The organism is Agrobacterium sp. El2ro-1b (assembly GCF_048298475.1).
Taxonomy (GTDB): domain Bacteria; phylum Pseudomonadota; class Alphaproteobacteria; order Rhizobiales; family Rhizobiaceae; genus Agrobacterium; species Agrobacterium fabrum.
The window spans coordinates 360781-375125 of record NZ_CP103458.1 but is presented as its reverse complement, the minus strand read 5'-3'; the positions used below and the strand labels follow the sequence as shown (position 1 = coordinate 375125).

12 protein-coding genes are annotated in these 14345 nt (G+C 59.8%); 4 read left to right on the top strand and 8 right to left on the bottom strand.

Features of this window, described 5'->3' with window-relative positions:
* Window positions 1-37: 37 nt before the first annotated feature.
* The 6 genes from NYR50_RS01775 to NYR50_RS01750 all read right to left on the bottom strand — a co-directional run bounded on the left by NYR50_RS01775 (window position 38) and on the right by NYR50_RS01750 (window position 7644).
* Window positions 38-1957, bottom strand: a complete 1920-nt coding sequence (locus NYR50_RS01775) for a potassium transporter Kup (RefSeq protein ID WP_006309764.1) — start codon at window positions 1955-1957, stop codon at window positions 38-40.
* A gap of 15 nt (window positions 1958-1972) precedes the next feature.
* The gene (locus NYR50_RS01770; protein WP_418136586.1) at window positions 1973-2950 is read right to left on the bottom strand and encodes a magnesium transporter CorA family protein; all 978 of its coding nucleotides are present in this window, start codon (window positions 2948-2950) and stop codon (window positions 1973-1975) included.
* A 338-nt stretch (window positions 2951-3288) separates the two neighbouring features.
* On the bottom strand, window positions 3289-4434 hold the full coding sequence (locus NYR50_RS01765; RefSeq protein WP_418136585.1) for an Mrp/NBP35 family ATP-binding protein: 1146 nt from the start codon (window positions 4432-4434) through the stop codon (window positions 3289-3291).
* Window positions 4435-4550: 116 nt separating this feature from the next.
* Window positions 4551-5774, bottom strand: a complete 1224-nt coding sequence (locus tag NYR50_RS01760) for a CmpA/NrtA family ABC transporter substrate-binding protein (protein WP_418136584.1) — start codon at window positions 5772-5774, stop codon at window positions 4551-4553.
* A 78-nt stretch (window positions 5775-5852) separates the two neighbouring features.
* Entirely contained in the window at window positions 5853-6593 is a 741-nt protein-coding gene (locus NYR50_RS01755) for a helix-turn-helix transcriptional regulator (protein WP_174019901.1), read from the bottom strand.
* Between the two features lie 211 nt (window positions 6594-6804).
* Window positions 6805-7644, bottom strand: a complete 840-nt coding sequence (locus tag NYR50_RS01750) for an IclR family transcriptional regulator (RefSeq protein ID WP_418136583.1) — start codon at window positions 7642-7644, stop codon at window positions 6805-6807.
* 100 nt (window positions 7645-7744) lie between these two features.
* Between NYR50_RS01750 and NYR50_RS01745 the strand changes: the two genes are divergently transcribed.
* Genes NYR50_RS01745 through NYR50_RS01730 form a run of 4 tightly spaced genes read left to right on the top strand, consistent with a single transcriptional unit; the run spans window position 7745 to window position 10978 of the window.
* Window positions 7745-8527: an SDR family NAD(P)-dependent oxidoreductase gene (locus NYR50_RS01745; RefSeq protein WP_418136582.1), complete on the top strand. Its 783-nt coding sequence runs from the start codon at window positions 7745-7747 to the stop codon at window positions 8525-8527.
* Window positions 8527-9441 (top strand): 2-dehydro-3-deoxygalactonokinase, encoded by a 915-nt coding sequence (locus NYR50_RS01740; RefSeq protein ID WP_418136581.1) that lies wholly within the window; start codon window positions 8527-8529, stop codon window positions 9439-9441. The genes NYR50_RS01745 and NYR50_RS01740 overlap by 1 nt, the downstream gene beginning before the upstream one ends.
* A gap of 15 nt (window positions 9442-9456) precedes the next feature.
* Window positions 9457-10086 (top strand): 2-dehydro-3-deoxy-6-phosphogalactonate aldolase, encoded by a 630-nt coding sequence (locus tag NYR50_RS01735; RefSeq protein WP_418136580.1) that lies wholly within the window; start codon window positions 9457-9459, stop codon window positions 10084-10086.
* A 4-nt stretch (window positions 10087-10090) separates the two neighbouring features.
* Window positions 10091-10978: an SMP-30/gluconolactonase/LRE family protein gene (locus tag NYR50_RS01730; RefSeq protein WP_418136579.1), complete on the top strand. Its 888-nt coding sequence runs from the start codon at window positions 10091-10093 to the stop codon at window positions 10976-10978.
* Window positions 10979-11041: 63 nt separating this feature from the next.
* Here the strand turns inward: NYR50_RS01730 and NYR50_RS01725 are convergent, their stop codons facing one another.
* On the bottom strand, window positions 11042-12394 hold the full coding sequence (locus NYR50_RS01725) for a putative bifunctional diguanylate cyclase/phosphodiesterase (protein WP_174007551.1): 1353 nt from the start codon (window positions 12392-12394) through the stop codon (window positions 11042-11044).
* An 86-nt stretch (window positions 12395-12480) separates the two neighbouring features.
* On the bottom strand, window positions 12481-14100 hold the full coding sequence (locus tag NYR50_RS01720) for a response regulator (RefSeq protein ID WP_418137324.1): 1620 nt from the start codon (window positions 14098-14100) through the stop codon (window positions 12481-12483).
* Window positions 14101-14345 lie beyond the last annotated feature (245 nt).

Here is a 14345-nt window from a genome sequence, read left to right as displayed (position 1 = left end):
GAGAGAACAGGAACCGACGCGCCGCCGGATGGCTTTATCAGACGACGACGTGAGAGCCGAGTTCCACCACACGGTTGGCCGGAAGGCGGAAATAGTCGGAGGGGTCGGCAGCGGTTTCGGCAAGCGCGATGAACAGACGGTTCTGCCAGCCCGGCATGCCGGATTTCGGATCCGGCACCAGTTTGCGGCGGCCGAGATAGAAAGAGGTCGACATGATGTCGAACTTGTAGCCGGTGCGTCGCAGATAGCCCAGCGCCTGGGTGACGTTCTGGGTTTCCATGAAGCCGAAATGCAGCTCGACCACGGCAAAACGATCGCTGAGTTTCGTCAGCGTGTATCTGTCCTCCGGGCGAACGCGCGGCTGGTCCTCGGTGCGGATCGTCAGGATGACGTTCTTGTCATGCAGGACATGGTTATGCTTGAGATTGTGCAGCAATGCCGCCGGCGCTGCCTCCGGGTCGCCGGTGAGGAAGATCGCGGTGCCGGGCACACGGACCGGTGCATGGGCGCTTTCTTTTTCCACCGAAGCGACGAAGGCCTTCAGCGGCACATCGCCGCGGCGGGTCTTGGCGAAAAGGATTCTCGAGCCACGCTGCCAGGTGGTCATGATGACGGTGAAGGCGATCGCCAGCAGCACCGGCACGTAGCCGCCGTCATGGATCTTGAGCAGGTTCGCGCCGAGGAAGATCAGCTCCAGCAGCAGAAGCGGGGTCAGCACAGCAAGCGCCAGCCAGATCGACCATTGCCAGCGTTTGCGCACGAATTCGAAGAACATCAGGCTGGTGACAACCATCGCGCCGGTAACCGAAATACCGTAGGCGGTGGCCAGCGCATCCGAACTCTTGAAGGTAAGCACCAGTGCCACGACGCCGAACAGGAGAATGGTATTGACCGCCGGGAGATAGATCTGCCCGGTATTGGTTTCCGAGGTGAAGAGGATTTCCATACGCGGCAGGTAACCGAGGTGGATCGCCTGACGAACCAGCGAAAACGCGCCTGTTATCACCGCCTGGCTGGCGATGATGGTCGCGGCGGTGGCCAGAATGACGGCCGGCAGGATCGCCCATTGCGGGAACATCAGATAGAACGGATTGGACATCGCCGCCGGGTCCTTCAGCACCAGCGCGCCCTGCCCGAGATAGTTCAGCGTCAACGCCGGGAAAACCAGACAGAACCATGCCCACTGGATGGGACGGCGGCCGAAATGGCCAAGATCGGCATAAAGCGCTTCAGCACCCGTGATCGTCAGGAAGACCGCACCGAGCACGACGACGCCGTAAAAGCCTTCATTGGCCAGAAACTCCACCGCATGCCAGGGATTGAAGGCAAAGAGAATGCCGAAATCATCGGCTATATGAATAAGACCGGCACCGCCCATCACGAGAAACCAGACGGCCGTGATCGGGCCGAAGAACTTCGCAACCGTGCCCGTGCCATGCGACTGGATCGCGAAGAGGCCGATGAGGATGCAGACGGATATCGGAATGATGAAGTCGTCCATGGCAGGCGTGACGAGTTTCAGACCTTCCACCGCCGAAAGCACTGAGAGTGCCGGCGTGATCATCGCGTCACCCAGGAACAGGGCGGCGCCGATGAGACCGAGCACGATGAGAACGCTGCGGTGCGTGCCCGCCGTCTTCATCAGCAGCGCCAGAAGTGACAGCGTGCCGCCTTCGCCGTCATTGTCGGCACGCAGCAGAAGCGTGATGTATTTGAAGGTCACGATGATCGTCAGCGACCAGATCATCAGGGATGTGAGACCAATGACCTCCTCCCGCGTCACGCCATCATAGGCGATCGGCTTCAGGGCTTCGCGGAAGGCATAAAGCGGACTGGTGCCGATATCACCGTAAACGACGCCGATGGAACCAAGGATGGCAGCATAAAGCCCCTTGTTCTTGTGCGAGTCATCGGCATCCGGTTTCTCGGCAACGTCCTTGTCTGCGATTTGAGACATGATGATCCTGGCTCTTCAGAGCCAGCCCTTCCAGCGGAAAAAGAGAAACGGGATGATGGCGGACATCAGCATGACGACCAGCGCAAGGGGATAACCAAATGTCCAGTTCAACTCCGGCATGAGCTGAAAGTTCATTCCATAAACCGAAGCCACCAGCGTTGGCGGCAAAAAGACCACTGAAGCGATCGAGAAAATCTTGATGATGCCGTTCTGCTCGATATTGATGATGCCGAGAGAGGCGTCGAGCAGGAATGTCAGATTGCCGGAAACGAAGGAGGCATGTTCGTTTAGCGACTGGATATCGCGCCCGATAGACTTGCCCTGTTCCTTTGCCCCCTTGTCCTCGCGCGCCTGGTCGCTGGTGGACAGGAAGGTCTGCAGCCGCGCCAGCGATGCGAGGCTGACGCGAAGCTTCGAGATCAGCCGGTGATAGGCGGCGATGTTGGTCAGGCGATCTTCGAGATAACGGGGTGCCTTGCGCTTGCTGCGCGCCTGGCTGCCGAGAATGTCGGCGGCGAGATTGTCGATGCCCGTGACCGAATTTTCGAGAATTTCCGCGGTGCGGTCAACGATGGTTTCCAGCAGTTTCAACAGCAGCGCCGTGCCGCTGCGCATCTCGTGCGGCGCGCGGGTGATGGCGGCGATGAAAAGATGGAATGATTTCGGCTCGGCGTAACGGATCGTCACCAGACGCTTGCCAATCAGAATGAAGGCGACATCGGTGAGGCGCGGATCGTCCGAATCCGCCTTCCACACCAGAGAAGCGGCCATGAAGACATTGCCGTCTTCCATATAGAGGCGGCTGGAAGGCTCGATATCCTTGAGGTCTTCGCGCGTCGGCAGCTCCACGCCCAGCAGCTTTTCCACACGCTGTTCTTCCGCCCTGTCGGGATTGACGAGATCGATCCAGACGATGTCGTCGGGAATCTGTTCGGAGCCGTCGTCTGTCGACAGGCTGATCGCCTCGCAATTGGCGCGATAGGCTTTTATCAATCCGTTTCTCCGCTCCACATTGCAGGCATCAGCCGCAATGCTGCTTAACATATCCTGTTTGCGGTCGGCAAACCTCTGGACGACACTTCGAGAGTACTCCGGAACGCGCAGGACAGACTATCCTACCGGCACGGTGGACCAACAGCCAAACGGCGCAGGCCTATGCGCCCAAAGCGAGATGCAATCAAGCCATATTTTTTCGCGACAGCCTTGCAGGCGAAGCATCTCTGGAGTTCAAATCCCGAAAACATGCCCGATACTGGCGATTAATCTTCTGTTTTAAAAGGACTATTCGGAGCCCGCCGGCGCACATCCAATTGCGCCGGGAGCACACCGTTCTATTCGAAAACGATTTTCGGCGCGGCTTTTCTCTCGTCCGCACCCATCCGCGCCCAGACTTTTTCCGCGATATCGCGGTAGATCGCGGCCTGTGGGCCATCCGGCTCGGCAACCACGACCGGAGTTCCGGCATCCGACATTTCACGGATGGAGATGGTGAGCGGCACTTCGCCTAGGAACGGCACGCCGATCCTCTCCGCTTCCGCCTTGGCGCCGCCATGGCCGAAAATATCGTAGCGGGCGCCCGTATCCGGCGCGATGAAATAGCTCATATTCTCGATGACGCCGAGCAGCGGCACCTCCACCTTGCGGAACATGGTGATGCCCTTGCGCGCATCGAGCAGCGCCAGGTCCTGCGGCGTGGAGACGATGACCGCGCCGGCAAGCGGCACTTGCTGGGCGATGGTGAGCTGCGCATCGCCCGTGCCGGGCGGCATGTCGAGCACCAGCACGTCGAGTTCACCCCAGGCCACCTCGCGCAACATCTGCATCAGGGCGGACTGCACCATCGGCCCGCGCCAGATCATCGCAGCTTCCTCATCCACCAGAAAGCCCATGGACATGACTTTCAGCCCGTAATTCTCCATGGGAAGGATGATGCGATCTTCCTGCTGCTTTGGACGGCCGGAGATTTTTAGGAGTCGCGGCAACGACGGGCCGTAAATATCGGCATCGAGCATGCCGACCTTGAGGCCGAGCGCCTGCAAACCAAGCGCCAGATTAACAGCGGTCGTCGATTTGCCGACGCCACCCTTGCCGGAGGCCACGGCGATGATGGCGCGGACACCCGGTACGCCCACCTTGGACGAGCCCGGCTGCGGTGTCGGCCGACCGGGCGCGGCGGCGGGACGCGGGGGGGCGGGACGTGCGGGTGCTGGCTGCTGCTGGCCGGGCTTGCGATCGGCCGTCAGCGCCACGACCGCGCCGGCAATGCCTTCAACGCTTTTGGCCGCCCGTTCGGCTGCAAGCCGCAGAGGTTCCATTTCAGAGGCCTTGTCGGCCGGAACGGTGATGGAGAAATAGGCCTTCGCGTCGGCGATGAAGATTTCCGAGACCATGCCGAGCGCGACGATGTTCTTGCCGCTGCCGGGATAGATCACCGTTTCCAGCGCCTTTTCGACCTGGTTCCTGCTGACCTCTGCCATGTTCTTCCTCCGCTACATCATTCCAGGGTATTGCGTGCCATCCATAGCCAAGCCGGAGCGCTTCGCCAATGCCAAAGCGCAGGCGGCAGGTATTCGCGACGATTTAACGCTGGGTTTCAGATTTCGTCGTCCATCTCGAGCGTTTCCGGGTCGAAGACACGGCCGTCGAAAAAACAGTCGGGGCCAAGGACGAGGCCCGTGCGCGAGGCGCCGACATGGACAGGTTCCTTCAGCGTACCTTCAAGCTTCAGATTGGCGCCCGGCACGGGTGCGAAAAGCGGCTTCATGGCCTTGCGGAAAATATCCGGCCGGTAGGCATTGCGCGCCGCCTCCACCATGGCCGGTTCCAGGCGTCGCTCGGCGGGAACTTCGCCCCAGCGCAGCATCTGGCTGAAGAACCATAGCGCCTGGCTCTGCCATGGAAAATTGGCCGCCTTGGCGCTCGTCACGAAGAATTCCTGAAAACGCTGCATGTCCCGTTGCGAGGTGGAAATATAGCCGGTCAGCGCCGGCAGCAGGAATTCGCCGTTTTCATCGATATATTGAGGGGCGGCGAGAATGCCGGCCAGTTCCTCGATATTGGCGTCGTTCGCACACCATTCGCCGGCACGGTACAATGCGCGCAGCAGCCGTTCCAGCAGGCTGGTATTTTCCGCCGCCCAGCCTTTCTTTACGGCCAGTATTTTTTCCGGCGCATTATGCCAGATCAGCGCCCCGGTGGTGACGATCCGCCCGGCACCGCCAAGCACCACGGCGCTGCCGGCCGGTTCCGCGGCACAGAGTGCATCGACCTTGCCGCTTTCCAGAAGTGCGGGCATTGCCTTCGGCAGGGCTTCGACGATTTCCATATCCCGGCCGAGCAGCACGCCGCAGCTGCCGAGCAGATAACGCAGGGTATAAAAGGGCGTGGAGACAATATCCTCCACCGCAAAGACCGGCGGATTTTTGCCCGCCGCCCGCCGCGCGGCGCAGACGCGGGCCATGGCCCGCCCGAAGGCCGCCGGATCGGGCAACTTCATCCCTTCGCGGTAAAGCTCGTCGTAAAATCCATGGGAAACCGTCGTTGCCGATCCGCCGAGGGAAAGCGTGAAAACGCCGACAATATCGGCCGGCAGATCATCGAGGCCGACAGCGGAGCCGACCGGAACCGGTGCGGGCAGATGCCCTATGTGAATCTCATCGCCGCCAAGTGCGGCGAGAACGGCGCGCGCTGACTGCTCTCTGAAAAGTTCCAGTTCTATGCCTTCATCGGCAGCAAAACCTTTTTCGGCAGCGGCTATCAACACGGCGCAATCGATAGTCGGAGAAAATCCCGCTTTAACCTTATGCCGTTCCGGCAAACGATTTCTCCTTTCCGGTGATTCGAAAAGAGGATCGCCCAGGTAGCAGTTTATCACAATGATAAAATTATGATTTCGCTATTTTATCAGGCCGACCCGAAGCGCTTTCGCGACAGCCTGGGTGCGGTTGACCGTGTCGAGTTTTTTGGTCGCGCGGTTCAGGTAGTGATTGATGGTATGTTCCGACAACATCATGATCTCAGCGATTTCAGCACTCGTCTTGCCGGCGGCGGTCCAGTTCAGACAGTCGATCTCCCGCTCGCTCAATGTTTCGGGAACCCTGAGGTCGAGACGGCGGATTTCAGATAGCCGGGCAAAGACATGGCAGGAAATATACAAAAGTTCGGCAAGCCGGGTGGTTGGCAGAACCGCCTTATTGCCTGAAAAGGATACGGCGCCCCGCCGCATGGTGACGTCGTGAACGGGAAACCAGACCGAATTCACCATCTCGAAGCGCTCGAACAGACCGATCACCGTTTTTTTGGTGCCATGCTCCTCGCCGTTGAGCAGAAAATCCATGGAGACGGAAAAGGGGATGGTCGATTTCTTCAGCTGCGCCATTACCTGGCTGTTCTGCAGCATGCCCTCTTCATCATAACGCTGCAAAAGCTCGGCCGGCCAGCTGGTGATAACAGTATATTGCGATAATTCGCTCGCCACTTCCGGAGACAGATCAAGCACCATGAAGGCGCGAAATTCCCAGGCCTCCGTCAACCGCTTCATGAAGCGGAATATGTCGAATTGCGTGTTGAGGCCGGCGATCTCGCGAACGCAATCCACACCAATCGACTGAACGGCGGCCGTTTCTGTTTTCTGCATCAAAGCTGTTCTTCGAAAATGAGAAAATGCCGCCGCAAAAGACCCGCCCCTGCCCGGAATTGTGGGGGATGTTACTCAGCAAATCGATTCCTGCAAACAAAAGTTGAAAGTTTAATTCCGAATAGTCGAAAATAATTACTAACGCACATGTATGAGTGTCTTCCCGGCCAATTCTGGCGGTGGAAATCCGACGGGCACTCGCCGTTTCCTCTCAATCATCCGCAACCGGGGATAATCTGCAGGCGAGTTCCGCAGAGATTTTATCGGCCGTTTCGCGCACCAGAGGCGCCCAGTTGCGCAGCTGTTCCGCATCCACCCGGTAGGCGGGACCGGTGACCGAGATCGCCGCCAGAAAATTGCGGCCCGGCGCCCGAACCGGTGCGGCAACGCAATGAATTCCGATTTCATGTTCCTGAAGGTCGAAACCGTAACCATTGTCGAAGATGGCGGCGACATCGGCCATCAGGGCTTCCGGCGTTATCAGCGTCGCCTCCGTGAAACGGTGAAACTCCATTCCTGCGGCCAGTTCCGCCAGCTCATCGACGGGCAGCAGCGACAGCGCCGCCTTGCCGACCCCCGTGCAATAGGCCGGCGAGGTTTTGCCGACCTGTGAATGCATGCGCAATGTATGGCGGCCCTCCATCTTGTCCAGATAAGTGACTTGGCCGCCGTTCAGAACGGCGAGATGCACGGATTCCTGCGTTGCCTCCTGTAAGGCCGAAAGATGAGGTGCTGCGACATTGCGCAGATCATTGCTGCTCCAGGCCTTCGCCGCCAGTTGCAGGAGCCTCAGCCCCACCGTATAGGTCTGATCGGCGGCATGATCCACCAGGCCTTCGGCAACCAGATGCGCGAGCTGGCGGTGGACCGTTCCGCGCGGCTGACCGCTGGCCTCGACGACATCGGTAAAACGCATCGGCTTTTCCGCAAAGGCGATCAGTTCCAGCAGCGAGACGACCTTGCCGAGCGTGCCAGTGGCGTTTTCGTTTTTCTGATGCGAGGCCGGAACCGCATCGGGCTTTTCACCATTGGCTTTTTTATCGTCAGGCATGCGCCATCCACCGTCATCGGTCTTGACATCAACGGGACGCCAAGAGAATAATTCCACTTAGTAAAATCTAGTTCCAAATAATGGAACAATCAAGCCTTCCATGAACGAGATGACGCCAATGATGCAAGCCCAATTTCCAGACCTCAAGGATGCGGGCGTGCTCGTCACCGGCGGCGGTTCGGGCATCGGCGCATCGTTGGTCGAAGCCTTTGCGATGCACGGGGCGAAGGTGTCTTTCATCGACATCGCCGAACAGCCGAGCATAGCGCTTGTCGCGCGGCTTGCGGCAACGGTGCCTCACCCGGTCCATTATTTCAGGGCCGACCTCAGTGATATCCAAGCGATCAAGCGCACGGTGGATATGGCCGCCTCCGCCACCGGCGGCATCAAGGTGCTGGTCAACAACGCCGCCTGGGACGACCGTCACGACATAGACAGCGTCACCGAGGCCTATTGGGACGCCAACCAGGCGGTCAATCTCAAGCAGATGTTCTTCACGGTTCAGGCCGCCCTTCCCCATCTGCGACAAGCGAAGGACGCCTCGATCGTCAATTTTTCGTCTATCTCGTTTCTGCTGAACATGGGCGAGTTGCCTTCCTATGCAGCGGCGAAAGCCGGCATTATCGGCCTCACCAAGAGCCTTGCCGGCAGGCTGGGGCCGGAAAATATCCGCGTCAACACGCTCCTGCCGGGCATGATCGTGACGGAGCGGCAGAAGGAACTGTGGCTGACGGATGAGGGCATCACGGCCACCACGGCGCGGCAGTGCCTGAAGCGCACGCTCGTCGCTGCCGATATTTCCGGGCCGTGCCTGTTTCTCGCATCATCGGCATCGAGCGCCATCACGGCGCAATCCATTATCGTAGACGGAGGCCTGTTATAATGTCCGAACCCGCTTTCATCGCCGTTGACTGGGGCACGACCAGTTTCCGGCTCTGGCTTCTCAGCCGATCGGGCGCGGTGCTTGCCGAACGGCGCAGCGCGGAAGGCATGACCACCGCCATGCGAACCGGTTTTGCCGAAGTTCTGGAAGCGCATCTTAAGGCGATCGGCGCGCCGGCAGATTTGCCGGTTCTCGTCTGCGGTATGGCAGGTGCGCGGCAGGGCTGGGTCGAGGCGGGTTATATCGACGTGCCGGCCTCGCTTTCAGCGGTTCTGGAAGGTGCTGTTCGTGTACCGGGTCAGGCACGGGATGTGCGTATCCTGCCGGGTCTCGCACAGCGGGACAAAGGCGCGCCCGACGTGATGCGTGGCGAAGAAACGCAATTGCTCGGCGCTCTTTCTTCAGGAGACAACGGAGAAAAACTCGTCTGCATGCCCGGCACCCATTCCAAATGGGTGACCGTCAAGGATGGCGGCGTGACACGCTTCGCCACCTTCATGACCGGCGAACTCTTCGAGGCAATCTCCAAACAGACGATTCTGTCACATGCGGTGGCGGAGGCCGAAGCCTTCACCGGCGAGCACGAGGCTTTCACGGCGGCCGTGCGCGATATCTACGCCCATCCCGAACTTGCCACCAATCGCCTTTTCACCCTGCGATCCGGCCAATTGCTGCACGGGCTTGCCGCGACCGACGCCAAGGCGAGGCTTTCCGGCATCATGATCGGGCTGGAAATCGCCGGCGCTCATTCACAGGCAAAGCGCGAGACGCCGGTGGTGCTGATCGGCTCCGGCGCACTCGGCGCGCTCTATGAAGGCGCCTTCACCGCCCTTGATATCCACTATACGGTCATCGACGCCGACGACGCCGTGCGGCGCGGATTGCTGGCCGCTGCAAATGCCATCTGGCCATAAGAAGAAAGATCGACCATGCGTATTCCCTTCCCTTCCATCAAATATCCGCTGATCGCCATTCTGCGCGGTCTGAAACCAGAGGAAACCGAAGGCGTCGTCGGCGCGCTGATCGAGACCGGCTTCCGCGCCATCGAAATTCCGCTCAACTCGCCCGATCCGTTCCGCTCGATCGAGATCGCCGCCGGGATGGCCCCGGCCGATTGCCTGATTGGCGCCGGCACCGTGCTCAGCGTGGAAGACGTGGCATCGCTGGATGCGGCCGGCGGCAAGCTGATGGTGAGCCCCAATGCCGATGCCGAGGTCATTACCGCCGCGCGTGAAAAAGGCATGGTAACGATGCCGGGTGTTCTCACCCCCACCGAAGCGCTGGTGGCAGCAAAGGCCGGAGCGACGGGGCTGAAATTTTTCCCCGCCAGCATCATCGGCCCGGCCGGCATCAATGCCATCAGGACGATCCTGCCGAAGGAGCTCATCATCGCCGCCGTTGGCGGTGTCTCGGACAAGAATTTTTCCGACTATACCTCGGCCGGCATTCTGGCTTTCGGTCTCGGGACCAGCCTTTACAAGCCCGGCATGACGGCGGCGGAGGTACGTGAACGTGCCATCGTCACACTTCAAGCCTATGATGCAGCCATCGGAGGATAAGAGCTTGGCAACCGTTTTTCCCTTTGCCGGACATGTTCTGGACGAAACCGCGATGCTGCTTGGCGAAGGCCCGACCTTTGACCCGGTCAGCGGCACCGCCTGGTGGTTCAATATTCTCGAGCGCGAACTGCATGAGCTGCATCTCGCCTCCGGCCGCAAGACCGTGCACGCCCTGCCCTTCATGGGCAGTGCGCTCGCCAAGATCAGCGACAGCAAGCAGTTGATCGCCTCCGATGACGGGCTTTTCCTGCGCGACACCGCGACCGGCGTGCTGACATTGCATGCGGAGCTGGAAAGCGACCTGCCCGGCAACCGCTCCAATGACGGGCGCATGCACCCATCCGGCGCGCTGTGGATCGGCACCATGGGCCGCAAGGCCGAGACCGGTGCAGGCAGCATCTATCATGTCGCCAAGGGCATGGTGACGACGCTTTTTGCCGATATCAGCATTCCGAATTCGATCTGTTTCTCCCCCGATGGCGCGACGGGATATTATGTCGATACCAAGGTGAACAGGTTGATGCGGGTGCCACTTGATGCCGAGACCGGTCTGCCAACCGGCAAGGCCGAGGTTTTCATCGATTCAACCGGTATCAAGGGCGGTGTGGACGGATCGGTCTGCGATGCCGAAGGGCATATCTGGAATGCCCGTTGGGGTGAAGGTGCCGTCGATCGTTACGATACGGATGGCAATCACATCGCCCGTTACGAGGTACCGGCGGGTCTGACGACCTGTCCTGCCTTCATCGGCCCCGATGCTTCACGTCTGCTCGTCACCTCCGCCCGCGAAAATCTCGACGACGACGCCATTGCTGCCAATCCGCAGCATGGATTGACGTTTGAACTCGGCATCGAGGTCAAGGGCCGGTTCGAGCCGCTTTACAGGCTCTGAGGCGCGGAAGGCTCCCCTGGACATTCGCGGCCAGTCCGCGAATGTCACTGAACCCGGAATGTCTCAGGAAATATCCGACAATATCTCGCGATAATTCTCGTGCAGGTAACGCTGGGTCGCGGCAGCGTCGACGGGGCGGCCGTAGAAATAGCCCTGCCCCATGGCGCAGCCAAGCGCACGCAGTTTTTCTTCTTCCACCCGCTCCTCGATCCCCTCGGCCACAACCTCGAGATCAAGCCCCTCGCACATGGCGACGATGGCCTTGATGATGTGTTCGGAGGGGCGGTCGCTGCTGATACGCGAGACGAAGGCGCGGTCGATCTTCACCTTGTCGAAGGTGAAGTCACGCAGGCGGCCGAGGCTCGACTGGCCGGTGCCGAAATCGTCGAGCGAGATGCGGACGCCCGCACTCTGCAATTCGCTGATGATGCGCTGGGCGGTATCGGCTGACGTCATGACCGCCGTTTCGGTGATTTCCAGCTCCAGCCGGTGCGGATCGAGGCCGACACGCGAGAGGATGGAGAGAATATTGTCCGATGTGCTCGGGTCCATCAATTGCGCGGAAGACAGGTTGAAGGACAGGAAAAGCTCACGCGGCCAGAACAGGGCCGCTTCCGCCGCTTTGCGCAGCAGGGCTTCCGACAGCGCATCGATGAAACCGCGCTCTTCGGCGAGCGGCACGAAAACCGCGGGCGATACGAAACCGAGATCGGGATCGTTCCAGCGGGCGAGCGCCTCGAAACCGATGACCTTCGCCTCCTCCAGCCGGACGATCGGCTGGAAATGCACGTCGATCGCATCGGTAATGATGGCGTTTCTAAGCGCCTGTTCCAACTGCGTGGCGCGCTTCATTTCTTGCGCGATTTCTCGCGAATAGACGGTGATCTGGCCGCGGCCGCGACGCTTCGAGCGGTAAAGCGCGGTCTCGGCGCTTTTCAGCAGATCCTCGTATTCATCACCGGCGAAGGGATAAATCGCAAAACCGAATGAGGAAGACAGTCGGACGTTGCGATCGCCGAGATCGTAAGGGGCCGACAGCACGTCCTTGATCATGTTACCGATGCGCTCCGCGCCAATGCGCTCGAAAACCAGCGGCAGCACGAAGGCGAATTCGTCGCCGTCATGGCGCGTCACGATGGCGCCATCGGGAATGCAGGCCTTCAGCCGGTGCGCCACCTGGCACAGGATTTCGTCGCCCGCCTGGACGCCGAAGAGATCGTTGATGGGTTTGAAACCGTCGATATTGGCAATGCCGACCGTAAAAGGTGCCGGATCGCTGGATCGTTCACTGGCGAGCATGCGAATCTTGTCCCGCAGACGGTAGCGGTTGCCGAGCCCCGTCAGTGGATCACTGTAGGCCATCGCCTGCAGCTCGTTCTGGCTGACCTGCAACGATTGCGGCTCTGCCCGTTTCATTCCTGCATCTCGTGAATCCTGTGTCGACCGCGCTCACAATGCAGGGCAAGTATTAAAAAAGCCATAGCCTCCCGACAATGGAAATTTCAGGCCTGCAGCCGCAGGACATCCTTGCCGATAAGCCGCAGGAAAACCGCCTCGACCATGTCAGGGCTTACGGGTTTCAGCAGCATATCGTCCATGCCGTGCGCCAGGCATTTGTCGAGATCGCCCTCGAAGGCATGGGTGATGACACCGACGATGGGAATATGTTTGTCGCCGGCGAGATCGCGCATGCGTTGGGCAACCTCGAAACCGTCGATATCACCGAGCGTCGTATCGAGAAGAACGACGGATGGCGACTGTTCGACAAAAAGGCGCAGGGCCTCCTCGCCGGAGGTGGCGAGCCGCCAGGAAAGTCCCAGCCCCTCGAGGATTTGCGAAAAGACGATCTGGTTGACCCTGTTGTCCTCAACGAGAAGGATATCGCAGACGCTGCCGGTTCTCAGCATTTCCGGCAGGTCGTCGGTCATGATCTCCCAGTCCTCGTCCTCGGCTTTCTCCTTCGGTGAGGATTTCAGCCCGACGGCGAGATAATGCATGAGCGATGCATCGATCTCCTCTTCCTCGATGGTGACGACGGGCAGGCCATGTGCGGCGGCAATATCGAGGCATGTGACGCTCATCTGGGCGTCGACGACGACCACGTCGATACCCACACCGGCGGAGGCAGCGACATCGATGAAGGCGCGCTGTTCGTCCTCGCTCGTCACCGCCGCATGATCCATGCCGCCGGCAGCCAGCCGCTGGCCGGCGGCCTCCGCAAAACGTGTGTTCTCGGAGACGATCAGCACCGCCTTGCTCTTCAAAAGCCCGCTGCGGTTTTCCGTTTCCTCATCCTTGCCATAGGTGGAGGCCACGAAGGGAACATGTTCGAGCGAGGGGATGACAGGCATGCCGTTCGCATCGATGGTGGCGAGAGCGGTCACGTCCTCCATCGTCGTTACCAGAAAATATCGGCCGGGCCTGCCCACGCGCTGCTTGCGGGTGATCGTCAGCACCTCTTCGCCGTTCAGGCGTCTCACTCTTTCAGGAATGATGCTCGGCATGCCGCTATCCAGCACAGCGCGGTCCGCGGCATCAATACGGCGGGCGACCTTGCGCGAATGCAGATCAAAAACGGTGCGGCCGAGAATGCTCTCGGCGCTGGTTTCAACCATGGTGCAGGCGGCTTTGTTGACGGCCGCATAAGCGAAGTTGCGATCCTTGACGAGGACCGGAAACGGCAGATTGTCGAGAATGTCCTCAATGAGCTGCACACGCTCAAGGTCGAGGCGCCATTGCTCTTCGCGTTTCTTCTGTTCGGAAATATCGGCAACCACGCTGATGCCGAGACCGGACGGCAGCCGGTTCATGACGAAGCGCAGGAAGCGCTCTCCCTTCAGCCGCTCGGTCTTTTCCGACCGTTCCTTCCAGTGCAGCGCCAGCCGCTCGCCGATCCATTCTTCCCGCCCGAGCTGGCGGGCATTGGTGGAGAGACTTTCCGTCTCCAGCAGATAACAATCGTAAAGCGCGCTCAGATAGTCGCGCAGGCGCGCGCCCGGACTGGCGACGGCCTCTTCCAGCGGGAAAAAGCTCAGGAGTTTCCGGCTTGCGAAAATAATGTGATCGTTTCGGTCGTAAACGACGATCGCCGCGCCAAGCGCGTCGCAAAGGGCATCAAGCATCACCGTATGAACGCCCGCGCCAGAGGACGCCAAATCACTCAACTGCAAACTCCCACCTGTTTTTCTGGGTCAGGCTTATGTTTCTATTGGAATCGTCCAGGGCAGATGCCGGGATGAAACGACAAATTCCGAAAAAGAGACATCAGGGTTCGCCACTTGAAGCAGTCGTGAGGAGAAGATGACGCTCACCCATAGTCGACGTCACACACCACCCGGCAAAGGGGGCCTCGTTTCTGCGGTCATTT